The sequence below is a fragment of the Vibrio sp. KUL70 genome (assembly GCF_059725515.1).
Genome location: NZ_AP045835.1, coordinates 568,991 through 584,472, shown reverse-complemented (window position 1 = coordinate 584,472; position 15,482 = coordinate 568,991). Strand labels below are relative to the sequence as shown.

The 15,482-nt window shown below is 47.5% G+C and carries 13 protein-coding genes; 6 read left to right on the top strand and 7 right to left on the bottom strand.

Annotated features, from left to right (window positions below):
- Positions 1 to 79: 79 nt before the first annotated feature.
- Complete coding sequence (locus AC6I7V_RS16670) at positions 80 to 988, bottom strand: DMT family transporter (RefSeq protein WP_255232365.1); 909 nt, start codon at positions 986 to 988, stop codon at positions 80 to 82.
- 125 nt (positions 989 to 1,113) lie between these two features.
- On the opposite strand from AC6I7V_RS16670, the gene AC6I7V_RS16665 reads away from it, so the two are divergent.
- On the top strand, positions 1,114 to 1,596 hold the full coding sequence (locus tag AC6I7V_RS16665) for a MarR family winged helix-turn-helix transcriptional regulator (RefSeq protein WP_255232366.1): 483 nt from the start codon (positions 1,114 to 1,116) through the stop codon (positions 1,594 to 1,596).
- Between the two features lie 168 nt (positions 1,597 to 1,764).
- Here AC6I7V_RS16665 and AC6I7V_RS16660 read toward each other — a convergent pair whose 3' ends face one another.
- Complete coding sequence (locus AC6I7V_RS16660) at positions 1,765 to 2,205, bottom strand: GlcG/HbpS family heme-binding protein (RefSeq protein WP_255232367.1); 441 nt, start codon at positions 2,203 to 2,205, stop codon at positions 1,765 to 1,767.
- A 92-nt stretch (positions 2,206 to 2,297) separates the two neighbouring features.
- Complete coding sequence (gene aceB, locus AC6I7V_RS16655; protein ID WP_255232368.1) at positions 2,298 to 3,920, bottom strand: malate synthase A; 1,623 nt, start codon at positions 3,918 to 3,920, stop codon at positions 2,298 to 2,300.
- Between the two features lie 314 nt (positions 3,921 to 4,234).
- Between aceB and gcl the strand changes: the two genes are divergently transcribed.
- From gcl to AC6I7V_RS16630, 5 genes are all read left to right on the top strand, one after another.
- The gene (gcl, locus tag AC6I7V_RS16650) at positions 4,235 to 6,007 is read left to right on the top strand and encodes a glyoxylate carboligase (protein WP_032553539.1); all 1,773 of its coding nucleotides are present in this window, start codon (positions 4,235 to 4,237) and stop codon (positions 6,005 to 6,007) included.
- A gap of 89 nt (positions 6,008 to 6,096) precedes the next feature.
- Entirely contained in the window at positions 6,097 to 6,873 is a 777-nt protein-coding gene (hyi, locus tag AC6I7V_RS16645; protein WP_255232370.1) for a hydroxypyruvate isomerase, read from the top strand.
- Positions 6,874 to 6,910: 37 nt separating this feature from the next.
- On the top strand, positions 6,911 to 7,807 hold the full coding sequence (locus AC6I7V_RS16640) for a 2-hydroxy-3-oxopropionate reductase (RefSeq protein ID WP_498012303.1): 897 nt from the start codon (positions 6,911 to 6,913) through the stop codon (positions 7,805 to 7,807).
- 276 nt (positions 7,808 to 8,083) lie between these two features.
- Positions 8,084 to 9,394, top strand: coding sequence for a glycerate kinase type-2 family protein (locus AC6I7V_RS16635; RefSeq protein ID WP_498012302.1), 1,311 nt, complete (start codon positions 8,084 to 8,086; stop codon positions 9,392 to 9,394).
- A 132-nt stretch (positions 9,395 to 9,526) separates the two neighbouring features.
- On the top strand, positions 9,527 to 10,135 hold the full coding sequence (locus AC6I7V_RS16630; RefSeq protein ID WP_150868421.1) for a TetR/AcrR family transcriptional regulator: 609 nt from the start codon (positions 9,527 to 9,529) through the stop codon (positions 10,133 to 10,135).
- A gap of 67 nt (positions 10,136 to 10,202) precedes the next feature.
- Here the strand turns inward: AC6I7V_RS16630 and AC6I7V_RS16625 are convergent, their stop codons facing one another.
- From AC6I7V_RS16625 to uraH, 4 genes are all read right to left on the bottom strand, one after another.
- Positions 10,203 to 11,564, bottom strand: coding sequence for an 8-oxoguanine deaminase (locus AC6I7V_RS16625; protein WP_255232373.1), 1,362 nt, complete (start codon positions 11,562 to 11,564; stop codon positions 10,203 to 10,205).
- 192 nt (positions 11,565 to 11,756) lie between these two features.
- A complete protein-coding gene (locus AC6I7V_RS16620) occupies positions 11,757 to 13,193 on the bottom strand; it encodes a solute carrier family 23 protein (protein WP_255232374.1) in 1,437 nt (478 codons plus the stop codon).
- A 229-nt stretch (positions 13,194 to 13,422) separates the two neighbouring features.
- Positions 13,423 to 14,766, bottom strand: coding sequence for an NCS2 family permease (locus tag AC6I7V_RS16615; protein WP_498012301.1), 1,344 nt, complete (start codon positions 14,764 to 14,766; stop codon positions 13,423 to 13,425).
- A gap of 196 nt (positions 14,767 to 14,962) precedes the next feature.
- On the bottom strand, positions 14,963 to 15,316 hold the full coding sequence (gene uraH, locus AC6I7V_RS16610) for a hydroxyisourate hydrolase (RefSeq protein ID WP_498012300.1): 354 nt from the start codon (positions 15,314 to 15,316) through the stop codon (positions 14,963 to 14,965).
- Positions 15,317 to 15,482: the final 166 nt, after the last annotated feature.

The window sequence follows — 15,482 nt, the reverse complement described above, 5'->3', positions numbered from 1 at the left end:
AGCTCCAACGTCGCCATTGGAGCTTTTTTGTATCTGAATGGAGTTAGTAATGGCGTAGCTTTATTTCAGCTTGCACCGGTTATCTTGCTTTTAGCGGCTTGTTCGGCGTGGGTACCGTTTTAGGTTGTCGAATCGCAAGGATGACTTGAGGGAGTAGTGACATCACGATCATACCTGTCATTAGCGAGTACTGAGTAGCAGTGAATGATTCACCCATCAACAACATACCCATTACGATACCAGCGACTGGGTTAGCAATACCACCAAAGGTAAAGTCGACCACTGACATACGCTGCAGAAGCCAAACGTACATGCCGTAACCCAGTGCCGTATTCAAACCAATTACCCATAGCAGACCCATAAAGTTACGCGAATCGAAGTGCGTTACCGCGTTGACGTAAGGTTGCGGGTCGATGAAAGCGTGAGTCGCCGAAGCCACCGACAAGATCACACCACCAAGAATCAATTGCCAAGTCAGTACTTTCCACCAATGCATGCGATCGCCGAGCGATTTAGTAATGCTGCTGCCGACAATGATACACATGATAGCGGCAAACATAGCACCTAACCCGACAGGGTTGAGCGAGATCTGACTTGGATTGAACAGCATCCACGCCAGTGAAATTAGACCGACACCCGACATAGCTTGAATCAGGTTAGGGCGCTGCTTTTTAACAACCCAATGGAAAATCATTGCGAATACGGGCACTGAGATCATACCTACGCCTGAAATGGCAGAAGGCAAGGTGAGAGCCATAACAAAAATCAGACCGAAGAAGGTCGCAATATTGATTAAACCTAGTGTGAAAATGATCTGCCACTCGCCTTTTTTAGGTAGAGTAGGTTTCACGGCAAGCAATAATAACCCTGCAGGCAAAGCACGCAGAGCACCAAGTAGTAATGGTGGCCACTCCTGTAGCGTAAACTGCGTCACTGCATAAGTTGTACCCCAGAAGAAGGCGGGGATCATTGCTAATAATATATTCATATAAAATATCTTTACGTTAAGATAACTCTTGGTGTGAAGAGTATACCCATAACTAGTGGTTGTAAAGTATCTTTATGTTAAACTAGTTTGAAGCAACTAAGACTAATAACGGAGCGTGATTGCAAATGGATGCTATTGACCGCGTGGTAGAACAATGGGCAAAGGAAAAGCCCGGCCTAGAGACAGAGCCGATGGCGATTATGGGCCGAGTAATGCGTATCGCCAAATACATGGAGACACAAGTTGCCGATCTTCATAAACAGTATGATATGAAGCTGGGCGAGTTTGATGTATTGGCGACGTTACGACGCTCTGGTAAGCCTTATCGACTCACCCCGTCAGAGCTTATTGGCTCGATGATGTTGACTTCTGGTGCCATGACGAATCGATTAGATAAGCTAGAAGCCAAGGGGCTTATTAGCCGTGAGCACAGCAAAGAAGACCGTCGTAGTGTGAGTGTTAAGCTTACAAGAAATGGCCTGACCCTGATTGATGAGATGATGACGGAACATGTTGAGATGCAGAAGAAGTTGGTGAAAACTCTCTCTGCAAGTCAGAAGAAGAATACCAATCAACTGCTGAAAGCATGGCTAAGTGCTTACGAATAAGTTCTCTGGCACTTCACTGTTGATGGCCGTTTAACTATTTATAACCGTTTAGCTATTGGTGTTTAATAAGTGCCGCCAAGTTAAAACGAAAAACCGAAGCTCAGTGCTTCGGTTTTTTTGTTGATAGTAGATACCCGTTTAAAGGTAACTCAGTAAGTCGGTATTCCATTAGGCTTGCAGCATCTCATCGCTGTAAAGATCTGCACAGCCAATTCCATTAATCGCGCAGCTTTCGTCGATATCCGAGACATCACCACTGACACCAATAGCACCGAGTACGGTTCTATCTTTATCTCTGATGAGTAGCCCCCCAGGTACAGGCACCATATTCCCGTGTGCGAGTACGTTGACTGCGGAGATAAATGCTGGTCTGTTATCAGCATCTTGGGCGAGTTTTCTAGAAGAGCAGCCGAGTGCGAGCGCTCCCCAAGCTTTAGCAATGGCGATGTCTGGTCGCATCATGCTAGAGCCATCCTGACGTTGCAGAGAGATGAGCTTGCCGCCGCTGTCTAAAACCGCAACGGTTAGCGGCTCAGTATGGATCTTTCTGCCTGCTTTAAAGGTTCCATCTATGATGGTTAACGCTTGTTGTAGAGTCAAACTTCCCATGTTATCTCCTGTTTTTCAGGGGCTTAAACCAACTTGTTCCCGATTCGTTTAAGGATTAAAGCGACACAAGTTCAAGTTGGCCAAGCGTCAGGTCAAGACGCTTGTAGTAGCCCATAGCTGGGTAAAGTTAGGAAGGCGGCGAACGCTTCTGCTGTAGACAGTTGATAGAAGAGATCGGCTGTCTCTTCGAATCGACCTGCAGCATAGCGAGCTTCTCCGACTTCTTGTTTAATGGTGTCTAGCTCTTGGTATAGCCAAGAGTGGAAGAGTTCTTTAGTAAAGGTTTGGCCATCGTCTAACGTGACGCCGTGGTGAATCCATTGCCAAATATTGGCTCTAGAGATCTCAGCCGTAGCGGCGTCTTCCATCAGTCCATAAATTGGCACACAACCATGGCCTTGAATCCATGCTTCGATGTAGTAGAGAGCGATACGAATGTTCTTACGCACGCCTGCTTCGTCGCGGGTTCCCTCACAAGGCTTCAGCAGAAGCTCTGCACTGATCTCATGTTGTGGGCTTTGGAAGTCGATTTGGTTGACCTTACCATCTAGATGTTTGTTGAACTCAGACATCGCAAGGTCAACCAGTGCTGGGTGCGCGACCCAAGTCCCGTCATGACCGTTTTTAGATTCTCGCTGCTTGTCTTCAATAACCTTGGCGGTAACGCGCTCCATCTCGGCAGGATCTTTCGCTGGGATAAATGCCGACATGCCGCCCATCGCCAGCGCGCCACGAGCATGACAGGTTCTCACTAGCAGTTGGCTGTAGGCATTAAGAAACTCTTGATCCATACCGATACCGTGACGATCTGGCAGAATACGATCTTGGTGGTTCTTTAATGTTTTGATGTAGCTGAAAATGTAGTCCCAACGGCCGCAGTTCATTGCAACAATGTGGTCACGCATCGCATAAAGAATTTCATCCATCTGGAATACAGCTGGAAGTGTCTCTATCAATACCGTTGCTCGAATCGTGCCTTTTGGTACTTTGAAATATTGCTCGGTGAAGCTGAAGATATCGTCCCACCATTGCGCTTCTTCCATGCTTTCAAGCTTTGGAATGTAGTAATAAACACCTAAGCCTTGCTCTGCACGTGATTGATAGTTATGGAAAAAGTAGAGAGCGAAATCCATTAAACAGCCAGCTATCGGTTGGTTGTTAAACTGGATAGACTGCTCTGGAAGGTGAATACCACGTGGGCGCGCGATCAACAGCGCAGGGTTATTCACCAGTTGGTAGTTCTTCTGTTTCTTTTCATCGTAGTAACTGATGGTGCCAAGGTTGGCATCTCTAAGGTTGATTTGACCGTCGACCATATTCTCCCAAGTCGGAGATGAAGCGTCTTCAAAGCAACACATGAAAACTTTAGCGCCGGAGTTAAGCGCATTGATGACCATCTTACGTTCAATAGGACCGGTGATCTCAACGCGGCGGTCTAATAGTTCTGGTGGCGGTGTCGCGACCTTCCACGTTTTGTCGTCACGAATCGCTGCCGTATCGTCTCTGAAATCAGGCAATGCACCCGCATCGAATTGGGCTTGTTTAGCTTCGCGGTCAGTTAGCAGGTTTTGACGGCGCTCTCCAAACTTTTTCACCAGTGCTTCTAAGAAGATCAAAGCATCTTTAGACAGGATCTTTTTGTACTCAGCGTTGTCCATATTGCCAAGTACCTGCATACACAAAGCCTCTTCTCTCTCTTTTACGTCATTCATCATTGTCTGTCTCCTTTGAACAATATGATGTAATTTTGTATACAAAGTTCTATTTTTAAGTTTATTTATATGGCAAAAACTGTAAACAATCAAAGCCTATTTAACATTTAATTATCATTAGAGATATTTGCAATTTATTTTTATGTGAAGATATTTTATGTAAAGCAATGAATTGTAAGCTTTTCGTGGTTAGTGCTCACTTAAAACGCGCGTTTGATGTAACAAAAATGTTTCAGATCGGACTTGATAAATGCTGAGAATGGCTCATAGTACACAAAAGTTTATTTAATTGTATACAATCTGAACTGGAGGTTCGAATGGCAATTATGAAAGCGATTGAAGCAGCGGTTGAAGTGCTTAAACGTGAAGGAGTAGACATCGCATTTGGTGTTCCGGGCGCAGCAATTAACCCTATGTATGCGGCGATGAAAAAGCTTGGTGGTATTGATCACGTTCTAGCTCGTCATGTAGAAGGCGCTTCGCATATGGCAGAAGGATATACTCGCACCAATCAGGATAATATTGGTGTCTGTATCGGTACTTCTGGCCCTGCGGGAACGGATATGATTACCGGTCTATATTCAGCCTCGGCTGACTCTATTCCTATCTTATGTATTACAGGTCAGGCCCCGCGAGCTAGGTTGCACAAAGAGGACTTTCAAGCGGTAGATATTGAATCGATCGCTCAGCCTGTCACTAAGTGGGCGACGACGGTACTCGAACCAGCACAAGTGCCTCGCGCGTTTCAAAAAGCCTTTCATTTGATGCGCTCCGGCCGACCGGGTCCAGTTCTTATTGATTTGCCGTTAGATGTTCAGTTGGCGGAAATTGAGTTCGATATTGACTCTTATGAACCGCTAGAGCCATACAAGCCAACGGCAACCAGACAACAAGTCGAGAAAGCACTTGCCATGATGGCGGAGGCGGAGAAGCCATTGATTGTTTCTGGTGGCGGTGTGATCAATGCGGGTGCCTCTGAACTTCTTCAGCAGTTTGCAGAGATCACAGGTGTTCCTGTTATTCCAACGCTGATGGGTTGGGGTTCGATTCCAGACGACCATGAATTGATGGCCGGCATGGTAGGGCTACAAACCTCCCACCGTTACGGTAACGAAACCATGCTTAACTCGGATTTTGTATTCGGTGTTGGTAACCGCTGGGCAAACCGTCATACCGGCTCTGTGGATGTGTACACCGAAGGTCGAAAATTCGTGCATGTTGATATTGAACCAACTCAAATTGGTCGAGTGTTCTGCCCAGATCTAGGCATTGTTTCTGACGCTAAGTCCGCCCTAGAGCTGATGGTAGAAGTCGCTCGAGAGTGGCGTGATGCAGGCAAACTGCCAAATCGAAGCGATTGGGCGGGGGAGTGTCAGCAGCGCAAGGCGACCATGCTACGCAAAACCAATTTCGAAGAAGCACCGATGAAGCCAATGCGTGTTTATGAAGAGATGAACAAAGCTTTTGGCCGTGATACCTGTTACGTGAGTACGATAGGTCTGTCGCAGATTGCTGCGGCTCAGTTCCTTCATGTGTACAAACCGCGCCACTGGATCAACTGTGGTCAGGCTGGTCCATTAGGTTGGACAACCCCTGCTGCGTTAGGTGTTCGAGCTGCTGATCCAAATCGTGACATCGTGGCTATCTCCGGTGACTACGATTTCCAATTCATGATTGAAGAGTTGGCGGTAGGTGCACAGTTTAATCTGCCTTATATCCATGTGTTGGTGAACAACTCTTACCTAGGTCTGATTCGTCAAGCTCAACGTCAGTTTGATATCGATTACTGTGTACAGTTGGCATTTGATAACCAGAATGCGCCAGAGCTTGAAGGTTACGGCGTAGACCATGTTGCCGTTGTAGAAGGCTTGGGCTGTAAGGCGATTCGAGTTCGCGAACCAGAGCAAATTGCGCCGGCGTTTGAACAAGCTAAAGCGCTTATGAACAAACATAAAGTGCCAGTCGTTGTGGAATTGATTCTTGAGCGAGTGACCAACATTTCGATGGGTGTTGAGATCAATGCCATCAACGAGTTTGAGCCGCTAGCGGAGACTCGCGAAGACGCGCCGACCGCGCTTGCGCACAAATAATGTGTTTCCGTTAAGCCGATAGTCGCTTAACGGAACGTCAATAGGCACAGGCTTAGTGCCCAAAGAATACAGATAAGAAGGACAGAGTCATGGCGAAATTTGCGGCTAATTTGTCAATGTTATTCACGGAAGTGGATTTTATGGATCGTTTTGAAGCGGCTGCCGACGCAGGGTTTCAAGGCGTCGAATATCTATTCCCATATGCTTTTGACGCGCAAGCGATCAAACAGAAGTTGGTTGAGTACAACCTAGAACAGGTGCTGTTTAACTTGCCGGCTGGTGATTGGGAGGCGGGTGACCGAGGTATTGCGGTTGACCCTGCAAGAGTTGAAGAGTTCCAAGCGGGAGTGCCGAAAGCAATAGAATACGCCAAAGCGCTAGGTTGCAAACAGGTGAACTGCTTAGCGGGAATCGTGCCACAAGGGGTGACTCCGCAAGAGGCGCACTCTGCGTTCGTGATTAACCTTCACTACGCGGCAAACGCACTGGCGGCTGAAGGAATCAGTTTAGTGATTGAAGCGATCAACACGCGCGACATTCCGGGCTTCTTCCTCAACACCACGGAACAGGCGAAAGCGATCATTAAAGAAGTCGGGAGCGACAACCTCTCGATTCAATACGACATCTACCACATGCAGATCATGGAAGGTGATCTTACGCCAACTATGCAGCAGAACATTGGTCAGATAGCTCACGTCCAATTGGCTGACAACCCGGGTCGTCATGAGCCGGGAACGGGGGAGATCAACTACCCATTTGTGCTCAACTATCTAGATGAACTGGGCTATCAAGGTTGGGTTGGCTGTGAGTACAAACCGAAAACGACCACTACAGAAGGCCTTGGTTGGCTACACCAGTACCGTTAATTGCGTCTGGTTATCTTAAAACGTTAAGGAGAACAACATGTCTAAAATTGCATTTATTGGTACAGGTATCATGGGCAAACCAATGGCAAGCAACCTTCAAAAAGCTGGCCACGAAATCCTTCTTTCAGACCACTACAACCCGGCACCTGCTGATCTTGTCGCTGCTGGTGCAACGGTTTACCACTCACCTGCGGAAGTGGCAGAGCAGGCCGATGTGATCATTCTAATGGTGCCAAACACACCTCAAGTTGAAGATGTTCTGTTTGGTGACAACGGCGTAGAGCAAGGCCTTACTGCAGGTGGTGCGGCTGGAAAGCTGGTGATTGATATGAGCTCGATCTCGCCTATCGCCACCAAAGCTATCGCTGCTCGTATTAACGAGGGCGGCGCGTCCTATCTTGATGCTCCAGTATCAGGGGGCGAAGTGGGTGCTATCAATGCAACACTGACCATCATGGTTGGCGGTGAACAGGCTGCTTTTGATAAGGCGCGACCTCTATTTGAAGTGATGGGCAAGAACATTACCTTGGTGGGTGATAATGGCGCAGGCCAAACGTGTAAAGTCGCTAACCAAATTATCGTAGCGTTAAACATTGAAGCTGTCTCTGAGGCATTGGTGTTTGCCTCTAAAGCGGGGGCCGATCCTGCTCGCGTGCGTCAGGCGCTGTTGGGTGGTTTTGCTAACTCTAAGATCTTGGAAGTGCATGGTGAGCGCATGGTAGAGGGAACCTTTGACCCGGGCTTTAGAATCTCGCTGCATCAGAAAGACCTTAACCTTGCACTGACTGGTGCCGAAGAATTAGGTGTCTCACTGCCGAATACGGCGACGGCTCAACAACTGTTTGGTGAGTGTGCTGATATGGGCGGTGAAGGTTGGGATCACTCAGCACTCATTCAAGCCATTGAAAAACGCTCGGATCACTCAATCCGATAGTACCCGATTTAGGGTAAATCTATTCGTTACTCTGGTATTGAATGCATGTTTCATGAAACCAGAGTAACGAACTTAGGCTGCCACTTCTCCAGGGTGGGTGGCCGACCTCACAGGCTCAAGCAGTTTGTTTATAAATCGCGTAGTTTCGTCTCCTTTTATGCGCGTTCCTAATATAAGGCAGAGGTTGAAGTTGTTCCTTTCCAACTTATTTCTTAGCAGGCACCTATGTTCTTGTATTAGGGTTCTTTTTTTATTCCGTCGACTAAGGAGTGGCTGATGGACATCGATGCTAAACAGTTTTTACATACCCTTTTCTCTAGCGCAGTTAATGAAGCGCTACCTCGAAACCACATCGAACCTTTTCTTTCTGAATCTATTTTTTATCGCTCCTCCAATCAGGCTGGACGTACGGTGGTGATCGGTGCGGGTAAAGCGGCTGCGTCGATGGCAGCAGAGTTAGAAGCTGTATGGCGCGATAAGAAAAAGCACGACCTCGCACTTCGAGAACTCGAAGGTCTAGTGGTTACTCGTTACGAACATACCGCACCCTGCGAGCACATTGAAGTCATCGAAGCGGCGCACCCAGTACCCGATGAAATGGGGCTAGAAGTGAGCCAGCGAATGCTGAAATTGGTGAAGAACTTAAGTGGAGATGACACAGTGATCTGCTTATTGTCAGGCGGAGGTTCGGCACTGCTGAGTCTGCCCGGTGGTAATATCACTCTTGCTGAGAAGCAACAGATCAACAAAGCTCTGCTTAAGTCTGGCGCTGCAATTGATGAGATGAACTGTGTACGTAAACACCTATCGCTGATCAAAGGCGGGCGTCTTGCTAAAGCGGCCTATCCTGCAAGAGTAGTTTCATTGGCTATCTCAGATGTACCCGGTGATGACATCAGTGTGATTGCATCGGGTCCAACCGTTCCAGATACTACGACTCGCTTTGATGCACTCGCCATCTTAGAGCGTTATCGAATTGATATGCCAACGTCAGTATTTGAGTGGCTCAATAATCCAGAATCGGAGACCATCAAACCTGACGACTCATGTTGGAAGAGCGCTGAACACCATATTATCGCGACCCCGATGTCAGCGTTAGAGTCTGCCGCTGCGGAAGCTGAAGGGTTAGGAGTTCCTGCGTATATTTTAAGTGATTGCATTGAGGGCGAAGCGAGGGAGGTCGCTAAGGTGCATGCTGCGCTGGCGAAACAAGTGGCTAGCCGACAGCACCCTTTTAAGACGCCTTGCGTATTACTTTCAGGTGGAGAAACGACGGTAACCGTTAAGGGCAATGGTAGAGGCGGGCGTAACTGTGAATTTTTGTTAAGTTTATTCAATGAACTCAAAGGGCATGACAACATCTACGCACTGGCGGCGGACACCGACGGTATTGATGGGGTTGAAGATAACGCAGGGGCTTGGATCACGCCGAATACGTGGCAACAGAGTGAGGCACTGTCTTTGAAAGCGGAAACTTATTTAGATGCTAATAATAGTTATGACTTCTTTGACAAGGTTGATGTGCTACTAACAACGGGGCCGACACTGACCAATGTAAACGACTTTCGAGCGATTTTGATACTTTAAAGTTAACCTCCCTCTCATTTATTAAAATATATGAACCAATCGATTGGCCGTCTCATGCACAATAAAGGGGCGGTCAAAGTTATTTGTATCGTAGGACACTAAAGCTAAATCAATCGGTTGTAGGGATATGATATGTCTAAGATCAGGCAGAAGAACCAAGACTTAATCATTCAAGTGGCGTGTGAGCAGTTCGCGATGCACGGTTATGCTGCGACCAAAATGGTTGATATTGCCAAAGCTGCTGATATTCCAAAGCCTAACGTATTCTATTACTTCAGTTCAAAAGACAAGCTCTACAACGCGGTATTGGAGTCGGTGACGCAACCCTTGTTGGAAGCCTCTCGTCCAATTGAAGAGCTCGATGATCCTGTTGAGGCACTGTCTCAATACATCCAAACCAAGTTAATTATCTCTCGTGATCACCCACACGCCTCCAAAGTGTTTGCCAATGAAGTGATGTCGGGTGCCAAAGTATTACCAAAAGAGATTGGTGATGAGCTTTATAAACAATCCCAGATGATCATCGACAAGTTTGCTACTTGGTCTGCACAAGGGCTGATGGACAACGTGCCTGCACATCACCTAATGTTCACTATCTGGGCCGCGACTCAAACCTATGCTGATTTCGGCTGGCAGATTTGCAGTGTGATGAAAAAAGACCAACTCGATGACCAAGACTATGAAGACGCCGCTAAATTCATCACACAGTTGGTGATAAAAGGGTGTGGCGTAAAAAGCTAATCTATTTCAATTCAAAAACAAGGCCTGCAATTGCAGGCCTCAAATTTGTAATAGCAGCGACACTTGGTTAGGCACTCATTGCCAGCTTACCAAGCCTCATTGCGGCGGCGTGGTGGCGGTGCATGAGATGTTCCATATCGACACCTATCACTGCGCCATCGTTGACACGCCACTGTCCGGCTATCATCACTTTGTCTGCTTGTTGGGCACCACACAAAAGCAGTGCGGCGAGCGGATCGTGACTGCCAGAGAAACGAATATCATCAAGCTTGAACATAGCGATATCGGCTTGTTTGCCAACCTCAAGAGTACCGATATCGGTACGGCCCATTGCACGTGCAGACCCCGATGTTGCCCAGCGAAGTGCATCAAAGTGCGAGACATTGGCAGAGCCGTACTGTAGCCTTTGTAGATACATTGCCATTCGCACTTCGGCAATCATATTCGAACCATCATTCGAGGCCGAACCATCAACACCGAGACCGACTTTCACGCCAGCGGCTTCAAGGTCGTTGTTCTTACATATGCCTGAAGCAAGCATCATGTTCGATGTTGGACAATGGCTGATACCAACGCCTGCCGCCCCTAAACGTTTTATCTCTTCCGGATTGAAGTGGATACCGTGAGCTAACCAAGTTCGGTCATTGAGCCAACCCACATCTTCGAGATAATCGACCGGACGCAACCCAAATTTTTCAATACAGAAATCCTCTTCATCAAGGGTCTCGCATAGGTGAGTGTGCATCATCACGTTTTCACGCTCGCTAATTCGAGCTGTCTCTTTCATCAAATCTGTGGTGACCGAGAATGGTGAGCACGGCGCAAGGGCAATTTGAATCATCGCACCTTCATCTCGCTGATGGTAGTCTCGGATCAAGCGCTGGCTATCATCGATGATGGTTTGCTCAGTCTGGATGGTGTGCCTTGGAGGTAGCCCACCTTCATCTTCTCCTAAACTCATTGAGCCGCGAGTAAAGATAGCCCTAACACCGAGCTTTTCGGCAGCTTCGACTTGCAAGTCAATGGCGTGTTCAAGCCCGTTAGGAAGTAGGTAATGGTGGTCGGAAGCCGTGGTGCAACCAGACATCATCAGTTCGACCAAGGCCAGCTCAGTGGCGAGACTCATCATTTCGGCATCGAGGTTTGCCCAAACTGGGTACAAACTTTTCAGCCAATGAAAAAGCTCTTTGTTGAGCGCGCCAGGGTAGGCACGAGTAAGAGTTTGATAGAAGTGATGGTGGGCGTTAATCAGCCCTGGTGTGACAACATGACGCGAGGCATCAACACTGTAGTCGACAGGGATAGTTGGTTCTTGATGTTTGCCTACTAACTCGACAATGGTATTACCTCTGACGACGAGTCCGCCTTGTGCATCGGTACTTGTGCCAGTGTAAATTGCGAGTGGATTCTTAATCCAGATGGTTTCCATTCATAATAGTCCTTAGCCATCTCAGCCTTTTCAGGGAAGAGGGTCTTTGGTTTTGTATTGTTAACGATAAGGGTTTATGGAGCAGCGCGTTTCTCAACCCACTGCTGTATGCTTCTTTAACTGCTCTAAGTGCTCGGATTTCTCATGAACTCAAATCAGTTAAGCCTGAAACCACTAGCCAATCTAAGGCGTTTAGTTTGCCTTAACTTCTGTTGTTTCAGTTTGTTCTTTTTGCTGTAGTTCTGCGTTCTCTTCAAGTTCTGCCTGTTCTAGCATTTCAGCTTGCTCTTGCATCTCTAGCTCAACTTGAGCTTGGCTTTCGGCGAGTGCTTCTTGCTCTTCAGCTCGTGAAGATTTAGGTAGAATAAGATTCAGCAAAACCGTCATGATTGTCCCCGTCGTAATGCCAGAGTGTAGGAAGTTCGCTAAATCATGAGGTAAGTGCTGTAGCAGTCGTGGTTCGAAGGTTACCGCAAGCCCAGAAGCCAGACCGACACAGATCACTAGCGCGTTTCGTTTAGTGTCCGCAGCTTTTATCAACATACGAATACCCGCGTAGGCAATCATACCGAACATAACAAAACCCACGCCCCCTAATACTGGCTTAGGGATAGTGACGGCAATGGCGGCGAGTTTCGGAAACAGACCACCGAGGATCAGCAAACCACCTGTTGCAGCAACTACATAGCGACTGGCAACCCCAGTGATACCGACGATGCCTACATTCTGGCTGAACGAAGCGAGCGGCATAGCGGTGAGAATCGAAGAAAGCGTACTACCAAGTCCATCGCCCAGCAGACCGCGTTTTAGGTCTTTACCGCTGACTTGGGTTTGGCAGTTGTTGCCAAGCGCCATAAAGTCACCTGTTGCTTCAGCAATAACCACGATGTACACCAAGCTCATACTAATGATGGCGCTCATTGAGAATGTGAAGCCATATTTGAAAGGTTCAGGACCACCAATCCAAGCAGCAGAGCTAATTTGGTCTAGGTTTACCATGCCAAGTGATAGTGCCACGATGTAACCGCCCGCAAGGCCGATCACGATCGCGGAGGCAGCGACTGCGCCTTTGCAGTAAACGGAAACGCAAACCACAATGCCTAAAGAGACCAGAGCTAAAAAGAGTTTCGGCAGTGTGGCGAATTGTTCACTGTTGGCAGGCGAATCTCCGACCCAATTCATGGCAACCGGTAAAATGGTTAGCCCGATAAGAGTAACCACTACACCACTTACCACGGTAGGGAACAGTTTCCTTACCTTATCCATGTAAAAGCTGGCTGCAATCACCACGAAGGAGCCGATCAGGGCTGAGCCCATAATTGCACTCACGCCACCTTCATTACCAATAGAGATCGCGACGCCGAGAAAGGCGAAGCTGGAGCCCATCACTACGGGTAAACGGATACCAATTGGGCCAAAACCAAGACATTGGGCGACGGTGACGATCCCCGATGCCAGCAAAGCCGCGTTAATGAGCGAGACGATTTCAGTGCTGGGCAAACCAATGGACGCGCCAACAATCAGTGGTACTGCAACGATGCCGCCAATGGAGGCTAGCATATGTTGCAGAGCAAGTAGCAGGGTGAGCCCGTGAGGGGGTCTTTCATTTAGGGTATACAGAAGTTTCATTTGATATTCCTCTGCTTGTTTTTATGTTCACAAGCGAATGACAGTCAAATAATGACTTCTACAAACTGCGTAGGGTCATAAAAAAGGTGTACGAGGTATAACGCGTTTAAATACGTCGTGGGTTCCGTACAGTTAGCTTTCTTAACATTTGATTAGAACGCTTGGCTTGATTATTAAACCAAGCGTTCAAAGTGCGTGACTCAATGGTAGTTAACTAAGGCACCGAAAATTAGCCAATGAACACCAATTTAGCGATGAAGATAACCGCTAAGAAGTACATCGAGATAGAGACATCTTTGGTTTTGCCGGTTGCCAGTTTTAATACCGTGTAAGTGATAAAGCCAAGCGCAATCCCATTTGCGATTGAAAATGTGAGTGGCATCATTAACGCAGTGATTGCCGCTGGTGCAGCGTTAGTGAAATCTTTCCAATCAACGTGCTGCATGCTGCTCATCATCACAAATGCTACGTAGATCAGTGCGCCAGACGTTGCGTAAGCCGGGATCATACCAGCAAGTGGCGATAGGAAGATCGCAGCTAGGAACAGCGCGCCCACCACAATGGCAGAAAGGCCAGTACGAGCACCTGCTGCCACACCTGCAGCACTCTCGACGTAACTGGTTACTGGTGGACAACCCACACAAGCCCCGGCAACACTCGAAATACTGTCGGCTTTTAGCGCTTTGCTCAGACCTTCAATCTTGCCCGTTTCAGGGTTGGTTAGATGTGCACGTTCTGCAACACCCATTAAAGTACCCGCGGTGTCGAACATGTTTACAAAGAGGAAGGCTAAGATAACGCTGATCATAGAGACATTCAGTGCGCCTGCGATGTCCATTGCCATAAAGGTTGGTGCTAAGCTTGGCGGCGCTGCGAAGAAGCCGTTGTATTGCACTAGACCTAACATCATGCCGATAAGCGTTACACTCAAAATACCAATTAGTACTGCACCAAAGACTTTACGCTCACTCAGCACCGCGATGATAAGGAATGCGATAGCCGCGAGCAGTGCTTCTGGCTTAGTGAAATCACCAAGCGAAACCAAAGTTGCTGGGTTTTCGACGACAATACCTGCTGTTTTAAGACCGATCAGACCCAAGAATAGACCAACACCAGCGGTCATGGAGTAACGTAAACTCTCTGGAATGCTCTCTATAATCCATTGACGAACCTTGTAGAAGCTCATCCCGACAAATAGCACACCAGAGATAAATACCGCCCCAAGCGCTACCTCCCAGCTGTAGCCCATTTCACTCACCACTGTGAACGAGAAGAAGGCGTTGAGGCCCATACCCGGAGCAAGGCCAACCGGCCAGTTAGCAAACAGTCCCATTAACAGACAGCCAATCGCTGCACCAATACAGGTTGCAACGAACACAGCGCCAGAATCCATGCCAGATGCCGCCATGATCTGTGGGTTAACGAAGATAATGTAAGCCATGGTTGCGAAAGTGGTCACGCCACCAACCAATTCATTTTTTACACTGCTTCCGTGGGCCTTAATTTTAAAAAACTTCTCTAAAATTCCGTTATTCGCATCTTGGTTGAGTATTTCAGTTTTACTCTCACTCATGTCAGCAAGTCCTTTTATGTTGTGATCCATGTATTGAATACAGCGAGATTTCAATATTAAGGTTTCATATGTTTAAGATGATTTCTCTTTTTTTGGGCACGAACAAGCCTGACCAAGCTCGCTGACAGTAGTGGTCAGCGACGGCCCAGCAAAAATTAAGTGCGGCTAAAATTCCTTTATACGCGGTTTTTTGAGGTTAACTTCCGCGATATGTCGAGAAGCTGTAAGGGGATACTAAAAGAGGGACGTGATAATGCGCATTCGGATCATCGAGGCCGAAGCGAATCACGACATCGTCTAAGAAAGGCACGCCATCAAGTTCGATGCCTTTGCTTTTGTAATAATCTGCTACATAAAACACCAACTGATACTTGCCTGGGAGGAAGTTGTTACCAGCAAGAATCGGTGCATCTGTCCTGCCGTCGGAGTTGGTCATAACCGTTGCCAATTTTTCAGTTGAGTCTTCATTCACCTTGTAAAGCTCTACCTTGATCTCTGCTCCAGGTAGGCCGTGGGTGGTATCTAAAACGTGTGTTGTTAATCTTCCCATAATCCTTCACGGCGCGTTGTCGCGTCCTGTCCTTATGCTGTGTTTCATCTGCGGTTTTTTTGCCTGACAAACTGAAAGCCTGTTCACTTTGTCAGCACTAACTATGAACGAACTGTATACAATTAGTAAAGTCAATTGTAGCAAAAATGTTAACTTTAAATCGATT